This window comes from Salinivibrio sp. IB574, from assembly GCF_001996205.1.
In the GTDB taxonomy this organism is placed as follows: Bacteria; Pseudomonadota; Gammaproteobacteria; order Enterobacterales; family Vibrionaceae; genus Salinivibrio; species Salinivibrio proteolyticus.
Map to the genome: position 1 here is coordinate 92030 of NZ_MUFN01000018.1, position 17394 is coordinate 109423.

General features: G+C 49.2%; 15 protein-coding genes and 1 pseudogene. 8 read left to right on the forward strand and 8 right to left on the reverse strand.

Going from position 1 to position 17394, the window contains the following annotated elements:
* Positions 1-38 precede the first annotated feature (38 nt).
* From BZJ17_RS10495 to BZJ17_RS10500, 3 genes are all read right to left on the reverse strand, one after another.
* Entirely contained in the window at positions 39-356 is a 318-nt protein-coding gene (locus BZJ17_RS10495; RefSeq protein WP_077640674.1) for a hypothetical protein, read from the reverse strand.
* A gap of 124 nt (positions 357-480) precedes the next feature.
* Positions 481-606 carry a hypothetical protein gene (locus BZJ17_RS17615; RefSeq protein WP_277868801.1) on the reverse strand — a complete coding sequence of 42 codons (126 nt, stop codon included), beginning with the start codon at positions 604-606 and terminating at the stop codon, positions 481-483.
* Positions 607-830: 224 nt separating this feature from the next.
* Entirely contained in the window at positions 831-1736 is a 906-nt protein-coding gene (locus BZJ17_RS10500; RefSeq protein WP_077640675.1) for an endonuclease/exonuclease/phosphatase family protein, read from the reverse strand.
* 312 nt (positions 1737-2048) lie between these two features.
* On the opposite strand from BZJ17_RS10500, the gene nrdD reads away from it, so the two are divergent.
* The 3 genes from nrdD (at position 2049) to BZJ17_RS10515 (ending at position 5959) form a co-directional block, all read left to right on the forward strand.
* Complete coding sequence (nrdD, locus tag BZJ17_RS10505; RefSeq protein WP_077640676.1) at positions 2049-4190, forward strand: anaerobic ribonucleoside-triphosphate reductase; 2142 nt, start codon at positions 2049-2051, stop codon at positions 4188-4190.
* A gap of 9 nt (positions 4191-4199) precedes the next feature.
* Positions 4200-4697 carry an anaerobic ribonucleoside-triphosphate reductase-activating protein gene (gene nrdG, locus BZJ17_RS10510; RefSeq protein WP_077640677.1) on the forward strand — a complete coding sequence of 166 codons (498 nt, stop codon included), beginning with the start codon at positions 4200-4202 and terminating at the stop codon, positions 4695-4697.
* A gap of 74 nt (positions 4698-4771) precedes the next feature.
* Positions 4772-5959 (forward strand): amino acid aminotransferase, encoded by a 1188-nt coding sequence (locus BZJ17_RS10515; protein ID WP_077640678.1) that lies wholly within the window; start codon positions 4772-4774, stop codon positions 5957-5959.
* Between the two features lie 153 nt (positions 5960-6112).
* Here the strand turns inward: BZJ17_RS10515 and murP are convergent, their stop codons facing one another.
* Both murP and murQ read right to left on the reverse strand, forming a co-directional pair.
* Positions 6113-7567, reverse strand: coding sequence for a PTS N-acetylmuramic acid transporter subunit IIBC (gene murP / locus BZJ17_RS10520; protein ID WP_077640679.1), 1455 nt, complete (start codon positions 7565-7567; stop codon positions 6113-6115).
* Positions 7568-7595: 28 nt separating this feature from the next.
* Complete coding sequence (gene murQ, locus BZJ17_RS10525; RefSeq protein WP_069586910.1) at positions 7596-8498, reverse strand: N-acetylmuramic acid 6-phosphate etherase; 903 nt, start codon at positions 8496-8498, stop codon at positions 7596-7598.
* A 236-nt stretch (positions 8499-8734) separates the two neighbouring features.
* On the opposite strand from murQ, the gene BZJ17_RS10530 reads away from it, so the two are divergent.
* Entirely contained in the window at positions 8735-9586 is an 852-nt protein-coding gene (locus BZJ17_RS10530; protein ID WP_069586909.1) for an SIS domain-containing protein, read from the forward strand.
* A 98-nt stretch (positions 9587-9684) separates the two neighbouring features.
* Here the strand turns inward: BZJ17_RS10530 and ylqF are convergent, their stop codons facing one another.
* Both ylqF and BZJ17_RS10540 read right to left on the reverse strand, forming a co-directional pair.
* Positions 9685-10629, reverse strand: a complete 945-nt coding sequence (gene ylqF / locus BZJ17_RS10535) for a ribosome biogenesis GTPase YlqF (protein WP_077640680.1) — start codon at positions 10627-10629, stop codon at positions 9685-9687.
* Positions 10630-10773: 144 nt separating this feature from the next.
* The gene (locus BZJ17_RS10540) at positions 10774-11658 is read right to left on the reverse strand and encodes an NAD(P)-dependent oxidoreductase (protein ID WP_077640681.1); all 885 of its coding nucleotides are present in this window, start codon (positions 11656-11658) and stop codon (positions 10774-10776) included.
* A 110-nt stretch (positions 11659-11768) separates the two neighbouring features.
* On the opposite strand from BZJ17_RS10540, the gene BZJ17_RS10545 reads away from it, so the two are divergent.
* On the forward strand, positions 11769-13517 hold the full coding sequence (locus BZJ17_RS10545; protein ID WP_077640682.1) for a bifunctional metallophosphatase/5'-nucleotidase: 1749 nt from the start codon (positions 11769-11771) through the stop codon (positions 13515-13517).
* Positions 13518-13744: 227 nt separating this feature from the next.
* Here the strand turns inward: BZJ17_RS10545 and BZJ17_RS10550 are convergent, their stop codons facing one another.
* The gene (locus tag BZJ17_RS10550; RefSeq protein WP_077640683.1) at positions 13745-14689 is read right to left on the reverse strand and encodes a hypothetical protein; all 945 of its coding nucleotides are present in this window, start codon (positions 14687-14689) and stop codon (positions 13745-13747) included.
* Between the two features lie 338 nt (positions 14690-15027).
* Here BZJ17_RS10550 and BZJ17_RS17290 point away from each other — a divergent pair, with 338 nt between their 5' ends.
* The 3 genes and pseudogenes from BZJ17_RS17290 (at position 15028) to pntA (ending at position 17393) form a co-directional block, all read left to right on the forward strand.
* Entirely contained in the window at positions 15028-15201 is a 174-nt protein-coding gene (locus tag BZJ17_RS17290) for a hypothetical protein (protein WP_167315127.1), read from the forward strand.
* Positions 15202-15366: 165 nt separating this feature from the next.
* Positions 15367-15651, forward strand: coding sequence for an HlyU family transcriptional regulator (locus tag BZJ17_RS10555; RefSeq protein WP_077640684.1), 285 nt, complete (start codon positions 15367-15369; stop codon positions 15649-15651).
* Positions 15652-16023: 372 nt separating this feature from the next.
* Positions 16024-17393, forward strand: a pseudogene (gene pntA / locus BZJ17_RS10560) (Re/Si-specific NAD(P)(+) transhydrogenase subunit alpha).
* The last annotated feature ends 1 nt before the right edge of the window (position 17394 follow it).

Genomic DNA, 17394 nt, shown 5'->3' on the forward strand with positions numbered 1-17394 from the left:
ACAGGCCAGCAGCTACTCGCCTGTGTTTAGATAATCTGCTAGCCGAGGCGGTCTTCAACCATTTGTTGGTTGTCGGTGGCATGTTCACGGTACAGGCTCACCGAGACGACTAACACTTCTTCTTGTGTGTCTTCGTTAATGTGTTCAATCACGAAATAGTCTGCGTCTTGATCTTGAACGCCACGCTCTGCTAAACGCAGCACATCTTCTTGAATGTTTCCTTGGATCTCGATATTGGCGGTCTTCTCAAAATCACCAAAATCGAGGGTGGATTTGGCAATCAATTCTGGCGCAGCAAATGCATTGAAAGAAAGCAGTGAAGCAAAAAGCATGGACATCGAGAGGATTTTTTTCATGACGCATCGTTAAGTCGGTGGATTTGCTGACAACCTAGCAAAATGGCGGCGGGAACGTTGTCAGCGCTGCGTTAAAACTGAAAGATTCGTACGTCACTGCTGACGAGTGACGCAATGATATCTGTTAGCGGGATGCGTCTTCTACATCATCGCTAAATACGTCGTCTTCCTCGAAGCCGGTAGCATTGCCGAGATAGTCGGCAAGCAGATCGTCATCGGTTGGGATCACGTGCTGTTGTAATGTATCCATGATGGTTCTCCTTGTGCTGCGCCTGTTTTCAAGGCTTAGCGGTTTCCCCTTTTAGTTTGTACATGGCAGTTAGCTGACTCAGGGTGCCAGATGACAGGTTGCGTCTTTTTACTAATTGACCACATTAAACGATTTAGATGGTTGATTGCCATCAGTGTATTCAGTCTATGGCGGCTCGATGTCAGTATTGTGACAAGTTAACCACAGCAATGATGTGCTTTGGGTTAGCGTTGCGACGTTGCTGGCGGAGTGAACTGCGCCACAACGGGACAATGGTCACTTAAACGGTAACGCATCACGGCATGGTAATCAAAGTGATGCTGGTAGCTGTATTGCCACTGCTTGACCAAAGGTTCACTGACTAAGATGTGATCCACCAAGCGGTTATACATGACTTGATTCCACGATTGGGTTCGATGGTTGTACCGTCTTGCCTTACAGCGCGCTCGGACAGACGCGGTGACATTTATTAAATGGGGCGGTGTGGGAGACGTTTCAACCAGACGCGCCTGAAAATCTCGCCAAACGGCATCATCACTCTCGCCAATGTAGCGATTAAAATCGCCCGCGACAACGACGTGTTCGCCCACATGATGACGATCACTCACCCAATCGGCGAGAACGCGCATCTGCTTGTTAAGTTTATCGCAGCTTCGGGTGCCTTGTGATTGATGAAAACAACCTGATTTCAGATGGACAGACAGCATATGAAACGGCGCTTGGTCAGGGGGCGTAATAATCACGTAAGTGGCGTAGCGTAGCGCTGGGACACCAAAAAAGCTGGGTAACGCGATCGCGCGAAGATCTTTTGGATCCGAAACGGTCCATCCATTGCGTACCGCAATGCCAGTCAGTTGTTGACTATTGGGCTTATCACGCAACGCGGGGTAGCGGTCAGAAAAGTAATAGGTGTATTGATCGCTGGGAACTACGCGAGCAAGTGCCGCCGGGCTATCAACTTCTTGAAACGCGAGCACGTCCGGCGAGAGCTGTTCAAAAACCGAGGCGAGTTGATGGTAGTCTTCGTCACCACGTTCTCCAGCGCGTTGATCGCCTTTTAGGGTTAACCATTCAAAGTTCCATGTTGCTATCGTCAGCGCAAAGCTAGGGCACGTTACCGCCCAAAGCATCACTACGATTCCAAACCGCCGGATCACAGTGGCGTAAACCTCAATTATGACTTCATAACTGTGATCTTACTTGAAGCCTGTAAGTCACATTTGATCGAACCCACAAAATGCGGACAAGGTTTGATTTTAACTAACAAAAGTCACAACAATTCATCACAACATTGATGACCTTGTACGCGTTTATTCCTCCGAATTTCTCTATTCGAAACTTCGATGATCTGTATCAACACAATGGCGACCCCACTTGCTATTAAATGCCACATCTTGTGTTGTTTGCTAGGTTTAAATCCAATATATGGTGATGGAGGGCATATGCCAGCGGTAATAAAGCGCGACGGAACACGCGTCTCATTTGATGCAGACCGGATTGTTCAAGCGGTAACTTGTGCGCGAGAATCGGCACAGCGTGCGCAGGGGACGCGTTCGTGTTCGTTATCGGATCAGGCGATTCGATCATTGGCCGATAAGATCGCAACCCAGTTCGCTGGCGAGAAAGAAGTGGATATCGACCATATTCAATATGCCGTGGAAGATGCGCTGATGTCTGGGCCGCATAAAGCGGTTGCACGTGCCTACATTGAGTATCGTCACGATCGCGATATTGCCCGTGAACGCCGTGGCCGATTGAATCACGAAGTGCAAGGCTTGGTAGGACAAACGAACACCGAGCTGTTGCACGAAAATGCCAATAAAGATAGCAAAGTGATCCCAACTCAGCGGGATCTGCTGGCCGGTATTGTCGCCAAGCACTATGCCAAACAACATATGCTACCCAGTGCGGTGGTACGTGCGCATGAATCGGGAGAAATCCATTATCACGATCTCGATTATGCGCCTTTCTTCCCGATGTTTAACTGTATGTTGATTGACTTGGCGGGCATGTTGCAAAAAGGCTTTAAGATGGGTAATGCGGAAATTGCGCCGCCAAAGTCCATCTCGACTGCAACCGCGGTAACGGCACAAATCATCGCGCAAGTGGCCAGTCATATTTATGGTGGCACCACGATTAACCGTATCGATGAAGTGCTGGCGCCCTATGTCGAAGCCAGCTATCAGAAGCACCTAAAAGTGGCGCAAACCTGGTCCATTGCCAAGGCGGATGAATACGCCATGGCACGTACCGAGAAAGAGTGCTTCGATGCGTTTCAGTCGCTGGAGTATGAAGTGAACACCTTGCATACCGCCAATGGGCAGACGCCATTTGTGACGTTTGGCTTCGGACTCGGACAAAGCTGGGCCGCTCGTGCGGTGCAACGAGCCATCCTTGCCAATCGTATTGCGGGCTTGGGCGAAAATCGCAAAACGGCGGTTTTCCCTAAACTTGTGTTTTGTATTCGCGAAGGGCTCAACCGTCATCCTTCAGATCCGAATTACGACATCAAACAGCTTGCGTTGGAGTGTGCGTCCAAACGCATGTATCCCGATATTCTCAACTATGAGCAAGTCGTTCAGGTAACAGGTTCTTTTAAAACGCCCATGGGATGCCGCAGCTTTTTAAGCGCTTATCAAGAAAATGGTGAGTGGGTCCACGAAGGACGCAATAATTTGGGGGTGGTCAGTGTTAATTTACCCCGATTGGCGATTGAGGCTGAAGGCGACGAAGAGACATTCTTTGCGCGCCTAGATGCGACGCTTAATATTGCCCGCCAAGCCTTGGATACCCGTATCGCACGTTTCAAAGGGGTGAAGGCCCGTGTTGCGCCGATTTTGTACATGGAAGGGGCCTGTGGCGTGCGTCTTAATGCGGATGATGACGTGAGCGAGATTTTTAAAAACGGTCGCGCATCTGTCTCCTTAGGGTATATCGGACTACATGAGACCATCAATGCTCTATACGGCAGTGAGCCTCATCTTTACGACAGCGTGATTAAACAGAAAAAAGCCAAGGCAATAGTCGCGTATTTACATGATGCGACGGAGCGCTGGAAAGAGGAAACGGGTTACGGCTTTAGTCTGTACAGCACACCGAGTGAAAACTTGTGCAGTCGTTTTTGCCAACTCGATACTAAAGCCTTTGGGATGATTGAGGGGGTCACAGATAAAGGCTACTACACCAACAGTTTCCACTTGGACGTGGAAAAGCAGGTGACGCCCTACGACAAGATTGATTTTGAAATGGATTATCCACGCTTGGCAAACGGCGGATTTATTTGTTACGGCGAGTACCCCAACATGCAGCACAACATCGAAGCGCTCGAGAATGTTTGGGACTATAGCTACACACGTGTGCCTTACTATGGGACCAATACGCCTATTGATGAGTGCTACGAGTGCGGATTTACAGGGGAATTTGATTGCACCAGTAAGGGGTTTACCTGCCCTGCATGCGGCAACCATGATCCCGCCAAAGTATCTGTCACGCGCCGTGTCTGTGGTTACTTGGGCAGTCCTGATACGCGGCCATTTAATCCGGGTAAACAACAAGAAGTGATTCGTCGCGTCAAACACATGTAGGAGAGGGGCGTGAACTACCACAAATATATTCCTGTCGATGTCGTGAATGGTCCCGGCACACGGTGCACATTGTTCGTCTCGGGTTGTGAGCATCAGTGTCGTGGTTGTTACAATAAATCAACATGGTCGCTTACTAGCGGCCATCCATTCACGGACTTAATGTGTGAGCAAATCATGCACGATCTCACGGATAGCCGTGTTCCAAGGCGTGGTTTATCACTGAGTGGTGGTGATCCCCTGCATCCTGCAAATCTCGCCGGTGTAAAATTATTGTTACAAAAAGTGGCTAAGCATGCACCAGACAAGGATGTTTGGCTATGGAGTGGCTATACCTTGGCGGAGCTCTCGCCGGAACAACAAGCAATATTGGCTTACGTTGATGTGCTGATTGATGGGAAGTTTATACAATCTCGCGCCGATCCTAACTTAGTCTGGCGAGGGAGTGACAACCAATGCGTACACTTTTTGTCCGAGCGAGCCCAGCAGTGGCAAGAGAATCAGCGCTGAGAGGTTGCCAATTTTCCCGCATGGGGTAGGGTATTACGTATCTTGAGCATCCAAGCCTAAAAGGACGTAAAACTATGTTAGATCTGCTCTCGCCTGCCCAGCAGGATCCGATCCTCTCTTTGTCATTGGCATTTCGTGACGATCCTCGTGAGCACAAAATGGATTTGGGCATTGGTGTATATCGTGACAGTCACGGGCAAACACCGATTATGCAAGCGGTTAAAACCGCGCAGCAAGCATTGGCGCAAAGCCAGCAAACCAAAGCCTATGTTGGTCTTGCCGGCAATGAAAACTTCAACCAAGCCATGATTGATCTACTGCTGAAGGGAACGGATGCTTACCATCGCTGTGCCGCGGTACAAACGCCGGGTGCGAGCGGTGCGTTGCGGATGCTGGCTGACCTGATGCATCTTGCCAAGCCGGTGACCACGGTATGGCTGACTGACCCAAGCTATGTGAACCACAAACCTGTCATGGAAGCGGCAGGCCTAACGGTCAAGTTCTACCCGTATTTCAATCGAGACACCAAAATGGTGGATACCGATGCCATGCTGAATGCACTGTCGCAAGCCGGTGCTGACGACGTGGTGTTGTTGCATGGGTGTTGCCATAACCCAACGGGAGCGGACATTAGCCTGAAAGAGTGGGAAGCCATCACTGAGTTGGCTAATCGTAATGGCTTTACCCCGTTTGTGGATATTGCGTATCAAGGGTTTGGGGATGGCGTAGATGAAGATGCGCGTGGCCTACGTGTGTTAGCCGATAACGTTGAAGAGATGCTGATTGCCACCTCTTGCTCGAAAAGCTTCGGCCTCTATCGTGAGCGCACCGGTGCTGCCATTGTGGTGGGTAAATCAGCCAAGGAAGCGCAAAATGCCAAAGGGCGTATTTTGCAACTGGCGCGCAGCACCTACACCATGCCACCGGATCATGGGGCGGCGATCGTCGAAACCATTCTCACCGACGACGCCCTCACTAAGCAGTGGCGCGAAGAAATCGAAGCGATGAACACGCGCATTAACCGCCTGCGTGAAGGCCTGACGGCAGCTTTACGCGATCGAACCGGTGATGGCTACTTTGACTTTATTCAACAGCACCGTGGGATGTTCTCTGTGTTGGGATTGAGCTCAGAGCAAGTCAATCAACTGCGTGATAAGCATGGCGTGTATGCGGTTGGAGATAGCCGCATCAATATTGCCGGCTTAGCGGAGCGCCATATTGATACACTGGCCGATGCGCTGGTGGACGTAACGCGTTCTTAATTTAGCGTGGGTTGTATAACGGAAGAGGGCTTTTAGCGCATATTGCTAGGCCTTCTTTTTTTGTCAGTATAAAACGCGCACGCGGATGTAGAAAAAGGTGCGCCCTTGAGGAAGACAAGGGCGCAAGCTGGTTCATGCGGATGGGGGAATGAACTAGCTTAAATCGACATCTTTACAGCCAAAGAAGTATGTCGCGAGAAAGCCAACCACATAAGCGATAAGCAGTCCGGCAACAAAGACCAGCATGCCCGGAAAAATGCCGCTATCTGACGTCATCAACGGGATCGCTACGATACCGGAAGGACCGAACACTGTGTTCAAGCCAACTGGCAGACCTAAGTACGACACCAGACCGATAAAAAATCCGCCGGCTGCGCCACCAATACATGCTGTCACAAAGGGCTTCACGCGAGGTAAGGTCACGCCATAAATTAGTGGCTCACCAATACCGAGCAGACCAGGGATAATCGCGCCTCTCACTTGGGTCCGCAGTAGCGCATCTTTCTTCGCTTTGAAATACAGCGCCATGGATGCACCCACTTGGCCACCACCCGCCATTGCGAGAATAGGGAACAGCGAATTAAAGCCTTGGGCCTCCATCAACGCGAAGTACACAGGGACGAATCCTTGATGAATGCCGAATACCACAGAAATCAGGAACACGCCGGCTAAAACCGCAGCACCTAACGGGTTATCGTTTAAGTTAAGGAACAGCCAAGACATCGCTTTGAATAGCTCGCCGCCGATCGGCATGATCAACAAGAAGGTCACCGCACCCATGATAAATAGGGTAATGAGCGAGGTTAAAATTATGTCGAGGTCGTCTGGCATATACTTGCGAACCTGACGTTCCACTTGCGCACCGACAATGGCTGCGATCAATACGCCAATAATGTTGCCGCGAGGATCGATCGTCATGCCAAAAAACTCACTCATCCCCGAGTAGATCCCCGAGCTGGCGTCGGGGTCATAGCCCAACACAAACAAAGACGCGAGAATAGCACCATTGACGCCCGAACCACCAAACGCTTGTTGGGCGTTGTAGCCGAGTAAGATACTCAGAAACGCGAACAAGCCTTTGCCAAATACTTGCATATACGCGATCAAATCGACCACAAACGGACTCGGGGTTTGGCCCAGTACAAACATCTGATCTAACAAGGTCGCAAATCCAAGCAGCAATCCCGCGGCAATAAAGCCGGGGATCAGTGGCGTGAATATGGTGGCAAACTTACTCAGAAAGCGTTGAATAGCGCTGGTTTGTTTGCTTTTTAGCTGTTGTTTTTGCTCGGCCGCCAGTGTAGCCAGATCTGGCTGTGTCGCAGCTGACGTTTCGTCACCACTGACGGTCAAGGATTCAAGAAGCTGATTCATCATCTCCGCCGCTTGTTGTGCTTTACCGGGGCCGAGAATGATTTGAAACTGCTCATCGCTCTCGACCACCCCCATAACGCCGGGGATTGTTTTAAGAACAGACTGGTCAGCCAAACTGTTATTGGCAAGGGATAACCGCAGTCTTGTCATACAGTTACCACATCGACTGATATTGCTGCTCCCTCCAACGGCGGACAGCAGTTGCGCGACGGTATTTGCAGTGATTTTGGCCATGGGGGCGATCCTCTGGAGCTAAAAATAGTTAATCACGATGGAGGGCTGCACGAATAAAACCGTTGTGCTCGGTGAGGCGAGTTTTTGCTTGCTCGGCATCTAAGTCGGCCAAAATCATCAAGATGGCAGTTTTGCAATGACGATCGCATGCGCAGAGGGCCTGTTCAGCTACCGCTTTTGAGGCACCGGTGGCTTCCACCACAATATTGATTTGGCGTTGGATCAGTTTGGCGTTAGTGGCTTCAACATCAACCATCAGGTTACCAAACACTTTACCGCTGCGGATCATTGCTCCAGATGTCAGCATATTGAGGACGAGCTTTTGCGCGGTACCGGCTTTCATGCGCGAAGAGCCGGTGACGACTTCAGGCCCCACGATGGGCAGAATGGCAACATCTGCCGCCTCAGCCATTTGGCAATGAGGATTACAAGCAATCGATGCTGTCATGGCGCCAATGGTTTTCGCATAGGCTAATCCGCCGAGTACATAGGGTGTACGACCGCTCGCCGCAATGCCGACAACCACATCTTTATCGGTTAGGTTGAGTGACTGTAAATCGTCTTGGCCAAGTTGCTCGTTATCTTCCGCGTTTTCCACCGCCTTTAAAATGGCTTGATGGCCACCCGCGATAAGCCCAATGACTTGATCCGGATGTGTGCCATAGGTGGGAGGACATTCGCTGGCATCCAAGATACCCAAGCGGCCAGATGTTCCCGCACCCATGTAGATTAAGCGTCCGCCGTGTGCAAATGCATGCGTAATTGCATCCACCACTTGCGCAATTTGTGGCAAGACGGCTTTTACCGCAAGCGCCACTTTTTGGTCTTCATCGTTGATCACTTGTAGCATTTCGACCGTTGAAAGTGTGTCTATCTCTGCACTGGCCGGGTTGCGGCTTTCTGTGACCAATCCGCTTAAATCAATTGTCATGCTTTGTTCTCACATCAGCTGTTATTTGACGGCGATTCTATGGAATAAAATATTCCAATATAGTGATCAAAATCACTGTTATGGTTATTCTTTATACACGGAGACTCTGGAATAATGTCGATAATATTTGGGATGAATGGCGCTTAATTTGCAGGTGAATGATGCTTTTTCAGCAATTTAGGGGTATTCGATGTAATTCTAATGTTGGAATAATTTATTTATGGCGTTGAGGCGTTATGTCAATTATCAATAAAATTTTAGCTCGGCGGACACAATTGTCGCAGCAGGGGTGCCTGATTGGCGATTGGATTATCGCGCATCCAGAGAAAGCGGCGCAGCTAACGAGCCAAGCACTGGCTAAGCAGGTGGGGGTGAGTCAATCGAGCATTGTGAAATTCAGCCAAAAAATGGGTTACAAAGGATACAGTGAGTTCAAGTTGGCGCTGAATGAAGAGATTGGCCGTAAGCAAGTGATGCAATCGACACCAATGCACAGTGATATTTTGGCTGATGATCCCATGACGGTGATTTCCCAAAAATTAGTGAAAGCGAAAACGGAGGCCATGTTTCAAACCACCAATGCCCTTTCTTATGAAGCCTGTCATCAAGCGGTAGCGTGGCTTAATGGAGCACGTCGGGTACAAGTGGTGGGGATTGGCAGTTCGGCGCTGACTGCGAAAGATCTGAGTTTTAAATTATTGAAACTAGGGATCACGGCGCTGTGTGAACAAGACAGTCATGTACAAATTGCCGTCGCGCGCACATTGGGGGTGGATGACGTGCAAATTGTCATTTCATTTTCGGGGGAACGAAAAGAGATTTTAGTCGCCACGGAGGCGGCTAAAGAACAAGGTGCCAAGGTGATCGCTTTATTAGGACCCGGCCGAAGTCGTATCAGACACATCGCAGACATTACGTTCGATACCATTGCTGACGAAACCAAGCATCGCAGTTCGTCTATTGCGTCCCGTACGGCGCAAAATGTGATCACAGATTTACTGTTTATCAGTTTGGTGCAACAAAGAGATGAGAGCGCTCGGCAATTGATCAGTGATATTTCTTCCGATATTAAACAAATCTTATCGTGATACGTTTAAAGGGATGTGTCATTAAAAAGGCCCGATGCAATCGGGCCTTATTGTGTGCGGATTCTCCGGCATCTTACAAGGTAGATGCGGGATAGTACTTAGCGTTTATTCTTTAAATAGCGCTTACGCCGTGCTTCTTTGTTTGCCGCTTTTTCTGCCTCGCGGCGTGCGGTTTCTTCTTCCACTTGCACTAATTCAGTTTCAATCATATCGGGCGCTTCCAGGGTGATACCACCCAGTGCCCCGGCACGGAGGTCGTGAAGCAGGATTTCTGACGCTTTATGAATATCGACCCGCCCGCCAGCACGCAAACAACCGCGTTTCGCCCCAATCGCTTCCATCAACTCGATTTCAGTTTCGGGTAAATCGTCCAGCTGATAGCGCTCTTGCAGACGCTCTGGATAGGCGTTGGCTAGGTACTCGACGGTGTAAAACGCCACTTCGTCGTAGTCCATCGCCGTGTCTTTAACGGCGCCGGTTGCCGCGAGGCGAAAACCGCTATGTGGATTCTCTACTTTTGGCCATAGAATTCCCGGTGTATCCGAAAGCACTACGCCATTTTGCAAGTTAATTCGTTGCTGTTGGCGCGTCACAGCGGGCTGGTTACCTGTTTTAGCAATTACTCGACCGGCAAGGCTGTTGATGATGGTTGATTTCCCCACATTAGGGATCCCCATGATCATCGAGCGAATATTTTTGCCCATGGCTTCGCGATGAGGAGCAAGCGCGCGACACCGCTCCATGATTCGATTGACTTCACTTTGCTGCTGTGTGGTGATGGCCATAGCAGAAACGCCTTGCTCTTGCTCAAGATGTGCCATCCAAATATCTGTCATGGCAGGATCGGCAAGATCGCGCTTGTTCAGTACTTTGATAACAGGCTTATCGCCACGCAGTGTGCGGATCAGCGGGTTCTCGCTACTAAAGGGAATGCGTGCGTCGAGCACTTCGATGATCACATCGATCTTAGGAACGACTTCTTCGATTTCTTTCCGCGCCTTGTGCATATGGCCCGGAAACCATTGAATTTTGTTATTAACCATGTTCTTACGGCCTTTTCTACGTCTGCATGCTACCAATGCGGAAGCACGACGCTGATAGATAGCGTTATTATGGCGCGCATCATACCACTTAACCGCAACAATGAGAAAAGCAGGCCATGCTGGCCTGCACACTTGGAGGGTAAATTATTTCTTATTATCAAACTGCTTGATTAAAACAGAGGTATCACAGCGGCCAAACCCGCGCTGTTGAAGTTGTGCATAACGCTGATCAACTTGTTGGGTGAGAGGGAGATCCACGCCTAATTTGGCGGCTTCGTCTAAACAAAAGCCAAGGTCTTTGCGCATCCAGTCAATGGCAAAACCGAAATCAAACTGATCGTCTGCCATGGTGTGGGCGCGGTTGCTCATTTGCCACGAGCCTGCTGCACCGTGCTGGATGGCGCTAATCATTTTGTCGATATCTAAATTGGCCGACTGGGCAAATGCGATCGCTTCTGACAAGCCCTGCAAAACGCCCGCAATACAAATTTGATTGGCCATTTTACAGCGCTGTCCACTGCCATGGGGGCCGATGTGTTGGCTTGCCTTGGCGTAAGCGCGCATGACGGGTTCAACACGTTCAAAAACGGATGGCTCACCACCAACCATAATGGTCAATGCGCCATTTTCCGCGCCTGCTTGTCCGCCCGATACTGGAGCATCTAAAAATTGGATACCCTGTCGGCCACAGACGTCAGCGAGCTCTAAGGCCAGTTCGGCTGATGTCGTGGTATGATCGACCAGCACACTGCCTTTTTTCATGTTGGCAAGTACACCTATATCGCCATACACGACACTGCGCACATCGTCATCGTTACCGACGCACATAAAAACAATATCGGCGTGAGCGGCAGCCTCCGCTGGTGTCGTACCGAAGGCCCCTTGATATTGTTCTGACCAGTGTTCTGCTTTGGCCGTTGTACGGTTATAGACAGTGGTTGGAAAGCCATTTTTTTGTAGATGTCCGGCCATGGGAAACCCCATGACGCCTAGGCCAATAAAAGCCACGGAAGGAGTTTGAGTTGTCATATAGCATCCTTGTTGTTATATGAGCGATAATTTATCAGAAACTTAACCTGATTTGTTCCTTCAGATGATAATCTTGTACCATCACATTTTGTGTTGTAACACGGATTACTATGACAGCACCTCAATCTATCGCTTTAACCATTGCACACATCAACGACACCCACTCGCATTTTGAATCGACACCTGTTTCGCTGAGCTTGGATAGCACACAGACGCGTGTTTATGCGAACTGCGGTGGCTTTGCACGTATTGCATCTGCCGTTAAGCGTTTTCGTGCTGAGGCGGACCAGAAAGGCCACGCTTTCATGTTCTTGCATGCGGGGGATTGCTTTCAAGGTACCTTGTACTATTCCCTATTTAAAGGGCAAGCCAATGCCGATATGCTCAATCAGCTGGGCATTGATGCGATGGCAATCGGGAATCATGAGTTAGATCTGGGTAATGGTCCGGTTGCTGATTTTCTTGATCGTATTACCTTTCCCTTGCTGGCCGGCAATTGGCACGTTGCCAATGAAGCTGCAGACAAAGAAAAGCGCGTCAGTGAAAAGCCCGCGTTATTGCCGTATTTGCCCGAACAGAAACGCGCCAGCGTGATGATCAAGACGATAGCGGGGCGTAAAGTGGGTATTTTTAGTCTTGCGGTCGAGCAAATGGCTGCACTGGCTAACCCTGATCATGACACGCCCTTTTTGCCCGCGACAGAAATTGCCAAAAACACGGTGGCATACTTGCGTTCGCAAGGGGTCGGTACCGTGATCCTGCTCAGCCACTTAGGGTATGACAAAGATAAATCATTGGCTGAATCTGTCTCTGGCATTGATGTGATTGTGGGTGGGCACACCCACGTCCTGCAGGGTGATTTTCAAAACATTGGCCTCGACAACCAAGACCCTTACGGTTATCGAGTGAATGATACCTGGATTGTCCAAGCCGGTTGCCACGCTCAGGCAATTGGACGTTTTACGTTAACGCTAGATGCCAAAGGGCGCCCGACCCATTTTGAGGGGCAAAATTATTTATTGTTAGGCCGCAGTTTGGCGATGGATGCGTCGCGTGAGCATAAACTGACCGCTTCTTCATACCAAGCGGCACGTGACTATCTGAACCAACAGCAAAATCTTCTAATTTTGCCGAGTGATCTCACCCTCAAGCAGTATTTGCAGCAAACTTATCGCCCTCGGGTAGCACAGTTAGAAAGTGACATTGTCACGCATGTGCCGCAGCGGTTGCGTCATGTTCGCGTGCCGGATCAGCAAGGCGGCAGTGATGTCGCGCCATTGGTGACGGAAAGCTTTCTATGGGCGGCGCGTGAACAGGGTATCGAGGCAGATTTTGCCATCCATAATGCCGGCGGTGTTCGGGTGAGCTTAAATGCAGGTCCGCTCTCTGCCGCACTTATCGCTGGTTCGTTACTTCCGTTTGCGATTGATGTGATTGCGTATCGGGTAACTGGCGCGCAAATCCGCAATGCGCTGGAAGGTGCGATTAATAATGCCACGGATAATGGGGTGATTGGACTCGGTTCGGGCAGTTTTCCCTATTGTGCCGATCTGCGCTATCGCTATGAAGCATGGCAGCCAATGGGCGCGCGCATCACCCAATTAGACATTAAGCGCGGTCAGCACTGGATTGCGATTGATGATGAGCGCCAATACGTTGGTGTGTCATCTTCATATACCGCGCAAGGTAAAGAGGGCTACGATGCACTTCAAACCGGGCGTCGTCGCTCGATTGGTTTATCGATGGCAGAATGCTTCATGCAATACGCGCGAGCGCAAGATGTATTGCAGCTCCCTGACCAGCCTTTGGTGTGTTATCTCGCATCACCTCAGCAAGGCGAGAGCTGCTGGCAATCATAATCACTTACTTGGCCCATCCCTTGCTTACTATCAGATGAAGGGTAACCACGGCACTTTGTTGCCGCAAGGTTAAGTTTTCATCTCCATGGTCGATATGTATCTAGGAACGCAATTTATCGGCACACGAATAGAAAGTGAGGTTCGTATGGAAATGCGTGATTGGTTCGATGTGGGTTTAATCACCTTTTGGCTACTCGCGTGGGCATCGTTAGTGTATTTCGTGCCCGTTATTTAAGCGAGTTATCCGTGGTGGCGTTGTGGGATGCGCGCTTTAAACGTACTCCCCAACGCACCAGTAACGGTTGTAAGTAAATAGGTAGCTGAATGGCACCAATGAGAGGTAAAAATACCGGCCCTAATGCGGCGCCAGCTACCGTATAAGTGAGTAACACGTTGCGGTTTACGGCGGTGACTGCGGCAATCATGCTGGCTTCTTCCCCGTACCGCCGATAGATACAATACACAACTGCAAAGAAAAGCATGCATAATGCGACTGAAATTGCTAACAGCTCCAAGGCGTAACCGCTATCCTTCTGCCACATAGCGCCAATCGGACCCACCAAGCCCAGTGGAAAGCTAAACACCAATACAATCGTGAACTGCGCCAGTTTTCCATGAATACGTTTTAACTTCTCAGGCTTAATCCATGCATGAAATAGCGCGGCCATCCCCATCGGACCAAAAATAAAGATCACGAGCCTTGCGATATAACTGTGTAAGTCGAGTGAGAACGCTTCGCCACTCAATAGGCTGAGGTTGATAAAGAGTACAATGGGCATTAGCAAGGTTGACGCAATGGTGTATGCCATGGCGATTAATGCGTCCATTTCTAATGAGCGAATAATGGCAGGTGTCGCGAATAACGAGCCAGTGGCACAGATCCCGCTGATCGCGAGTAGCATGTTATCGGAGGCGCCCAGTCCCCATGCAATCGTACAGGTGATGATGGTCAGAGCCACGGCATGAACAAATGCGTAAAGCCAAACGCGCCATTGCCCGAGAGCCCTTACCAATAGGGACTGGTTGATCCCGAGTAAGGTAAATAACATTAATGCGAATAACACATAGGGCAGGTAGGGAAAAAGTGCCAATGAAAGGTGAGGAAACGCAAAACCGATTAAAGCGGCAATAAAAAGAAACAACGCAGAATGTCGAGCAAGAAATGCTAGCATGGACAGCACCCTAATCACATGTGTAACGGCTATGTTACCAGCTTTTTCCTGAAAGTGAGTAAAGTTTGTTCGTTTTCGTCGATTTATACGCAAAAAAGCCTGATATAGCATGTCGCAGAAGGCAGGTTCAGCAATCGACGTTGTTTAAAATCTGCCGTATCCCCCATTATTTATCCTAGCTCTTTATTTAACCGAAAATTAACAAAAGTCATTGCGGTGGATAGCCGTGTTTCGGATAAATAAAACTAATGCCTGGGTTGAATTATCATCAGTTTAGAATCTAAGTCACTGTTTCTATAATGCGCCGCGAGTGATTCAGAAAACAAAGCGAGGATCGTATGACAACTGTTACGGCAAACATGCCACGCACACGTCGATCTTACGCGGTGACAATCAAAGGACTGATCGCTCATGCCATGGATGTGTTGTTTACCAGCAACACCAATGCACATGCTTATGATGCAAGCCGTTTACCCGCACATTTGCAACGTGACATTGGCATAAACCGATAAGATGACCTGATAAAAACAAAGCGCCATATCATAACGATATGGCGTTTTTTTTTGTTCTATCGCGACGGTTAACGTAAAGAAACTGGTGTGCGACTAGTACTTTGGCTTGGATCATGGCAGGTTAGCCATTGACGCTAAACGTATTTCAATGGAGCGACAAACACAATGGGATGGTTTTCTAAGTTATTCTCACGAAACGATGCCCCTCGCAAGGCATCAGCCCCAACAGTGACCCCGACTGAGTACAAAGGCTATCTAATATATCCCGAAGCAACGCCAGAAAACGGGCAGTACCGAGTGTGTGGGCGAATTTGCAAACAGCAGGGACAAGAAACGCTCACGCATCAGTTTATTCGCTCAGATTTATTGGGGAATCAGGAAGATGCCAACAGCTTGATGCTAGTCAAAGCCAAAATGATGATTGACCAGAAAGGTGATCGCCTATTTTGACCTTACTACTGGCATGGGCTTCTGCGCCATACCAAAACTAATGCATAAATATTCGAAACAAAAAAAGATAAAATGTAGCACTGATCACATTTACACCAGAATTGCGATCCTTGCCCTGTGGTGATTGTCGCTCAAACTCGTTAAGTTAGTGATGTTGCGTTGCTAAGCATCGGACGCTGACAACAGACTGCACCCACGTCGCACGTGCCTTATGTGGTGCTTGCGGCGTTATTTTTTATCGATTTTTCGCAGTCTTTATGGGTTTTATCAAGGTATGCCTTTTTTTGTCAGTATTATGCCTACAGGTGCTTGATATTTGACCTGTGGTTCGTTACAAAAAATTTCTCATAAGCCAATAGTCAGGGAATAGCTATGCAGATTGGTGTTCCAAAAGAAAGGCTCGTTAATGAAACGAGAGTTGCTGCGACACCAAAGTCGGTGGAGCAGTTGATAAAACTCGGCTTTGAAGTAGCAGTTGAAAAAGGCGCTGGGGAGCTAGCGAGTTTTGAAGATACTGCCTTTGAGCAAGCCGGGGCGAGTATTGTTGATACCGCAGCCGTTTGGCAATCGGATGTCATTTTTAAAGTGAATGCACCGGGTGTGGTTGAAGAAACCGGTCAAGACGAAATTGCGCTCATTAAAGAAGGAGCCACGCTAGTCAGCTTTATTTGGCCAGCGCAAAATGAAGACTTGTTGAAGCGTTTGGCGGCTCGCAAAATCAATGTGATGGCGATGGATGCGGTGCCAAGGATCTCCCGTGCACAATCGCTGGATGCGCTAAGTTCGATGGCCAACATTGCCGGTTATCGCGCGGTGGTGAAAGTATGGGCGCCGAGTTCTTAGAGGCTGACTTTAAACAAGACACTGCAGACAGTGGCGACGGTTATGCCAAAGAAATGTCTGATGAGTTTAATAAAGCTGCCGAAAAACTCTACGCTGAACAGGCGAAAGATGTCGATATCATTATCACGACTGCGCTTATCCCTGGTAAACCTGCCCCGAAACTGGTGACCAAAGAGATGGTCGACAGTATGAAACCGGGTAGCGTGATTGTTGATTTGGCCGCTGCAAACGGCGGCAACTGCGAATACACGGAAAAGGATAAAGTGATCACAACACCCAACGGGGTGAAAGTGATTGGCTACACCGATATGGTAGGCCGCTTACCGACGCAGTCATCACAACTGTATGCCACCAACTTGGTTAACCTCACTAAACTGCTTTGCAAAGAGAAAGATGGCAATATCGCCATTGATTTTGAGGATGTGGTGATTCGTGGCGTGACCGTCATCAAAGAAGGTGAAGTTACATGGCCTGCGCCACCGATTCAGGTCTCGGCGCAACCTAAAGCAGCACCCAAAGCCGAGCCGACRCCAAAAGCTGAGCCTAAGAAAACCTCTCGTGCAACCAAATATGGTTTGATGGCCGCGGCCGCTGGGGCATTTGGTTGGATTGCGAACTATGCACCGAGCGAGTTTCTTTCCCACTTCACTGTGTTTGTTTTGGCCTGTGTGGTCGGCTACTACGTGGTCTGGAATGTCACTCACGCACTGCATACACCATTGATGTCGGTGACCAATGCGATTTCCGGGATTATTATTGTGGGCGCGTTACTGCAAGTTGGACAAGGCATTGGGTTTGTTACCTTCCTTGCATTCATTGCCGTGTTGATCGCGAGTATCAATATATTTGGCGGCTTTACTGTTACAAAGCGCATGCTTGAAATGTTCCGTAAAGGATAAG

Excerpts from the sequence above, each read along its gene's own strand:
- BZJ17_RS10495 (WP_077640674.1), bottom strand. The coding sequence starts at position 356 with ATGAAAAAAATCCTCTCGATGTCCATGCTTTTTGCTTCACTGCTTTCT.
- BZJ17_RS17615 (WP_277868801.1), bottom strand. The coding sequence starts at position 606 with ATGGATACATTACAACAGCACGTGATCCCAACCGATGACGATCTGCTT.
- BZJ17_RS10500 (WP_077640675.1), bottom strand. The coding sequence starts at position 1,736 with ATGCTTTGGGCGGTAACGTGCCCTAGCTTTGCGCTGACGATAGCAACA.
- nrdD (WP_077640676.1), top strand. The coding sequence starts at position 2,049 with ATGCCAGCGGTAATAAAGCGCGACGGAACACGCGTCTCATTTGATGCA.
- BZJ17_RS10515 (WP_077640678.1), top strand. The coding sequence starts at position 4,772 with ATGTTAGATCTGCTCTCGCCTGCCCAGCAGGATCCGATCCTCTCTTTG.
- murP (WP_077640679.1), bottom strand. The coding sequence starts at position 7,567 with ATGGCCAAAATCACTGCAAATACCGTCGCGCAACTGCTGTCCGCCGTT.
- murQ (WP_069586910.1), bottom strand. The coding sequence starts at position 8,498 with ATGACAATTGATTTAAGCGGATTGGTCACAGAAAGCCGCAACCCGGCC.
- BZJ17_RS10530 (WP_069586909.1), top strand. The coding sequence starts at position 8,735 with ATGTCAATTATCAATAAAATTTTAGCTCGGCGGACACAATTGTCGCAG.
- ylqF (WP_077640680.1), bottom strand. The coding sequence starts at position 10,629 with ATGGTTAATAACAAAATTCAATGGTTTCCGGGCCATATGCACAAGGCG.
- BZJ17_RS10540 (WP_077640681.1), bottom strand. The coding sequence starts at position 11,658 with ATGACAACTCAAACTCCTTCCGTGGCTTTTATTGGCCTAGGCGTCATG.
- BZJ17_RS10545 (WP_077640682.1), top strand. The coding sequence starts at position 11,769 with ATGACAGCACCTCAATCTATCGCTTTAACCATTGCACACATCAACGAC.
- BZJ17_RS10550 (WP_077640683.1), bottom strand. The coding sequence starts at position 14,689 with ATGCTAGCATTTCTTGCTCGACATTCTGCGTTGTTTCTTTTTATTGCC.
- BZJ17_RS17290 (WP_167315127.1), top strand. The coding sequence starts at position 15,028 with ATGACAACTGTTACGGCAAACATGCCACGCACACGTCGATCTTACGCG.
- BZJ17_RS10555 (WP_077640684.1), top strand. The coding sequence starts at position 15,367 with ATGGGATGGTTTTCTAAGTTATTCTCACGAAACGATGCCCCTCGCAAG.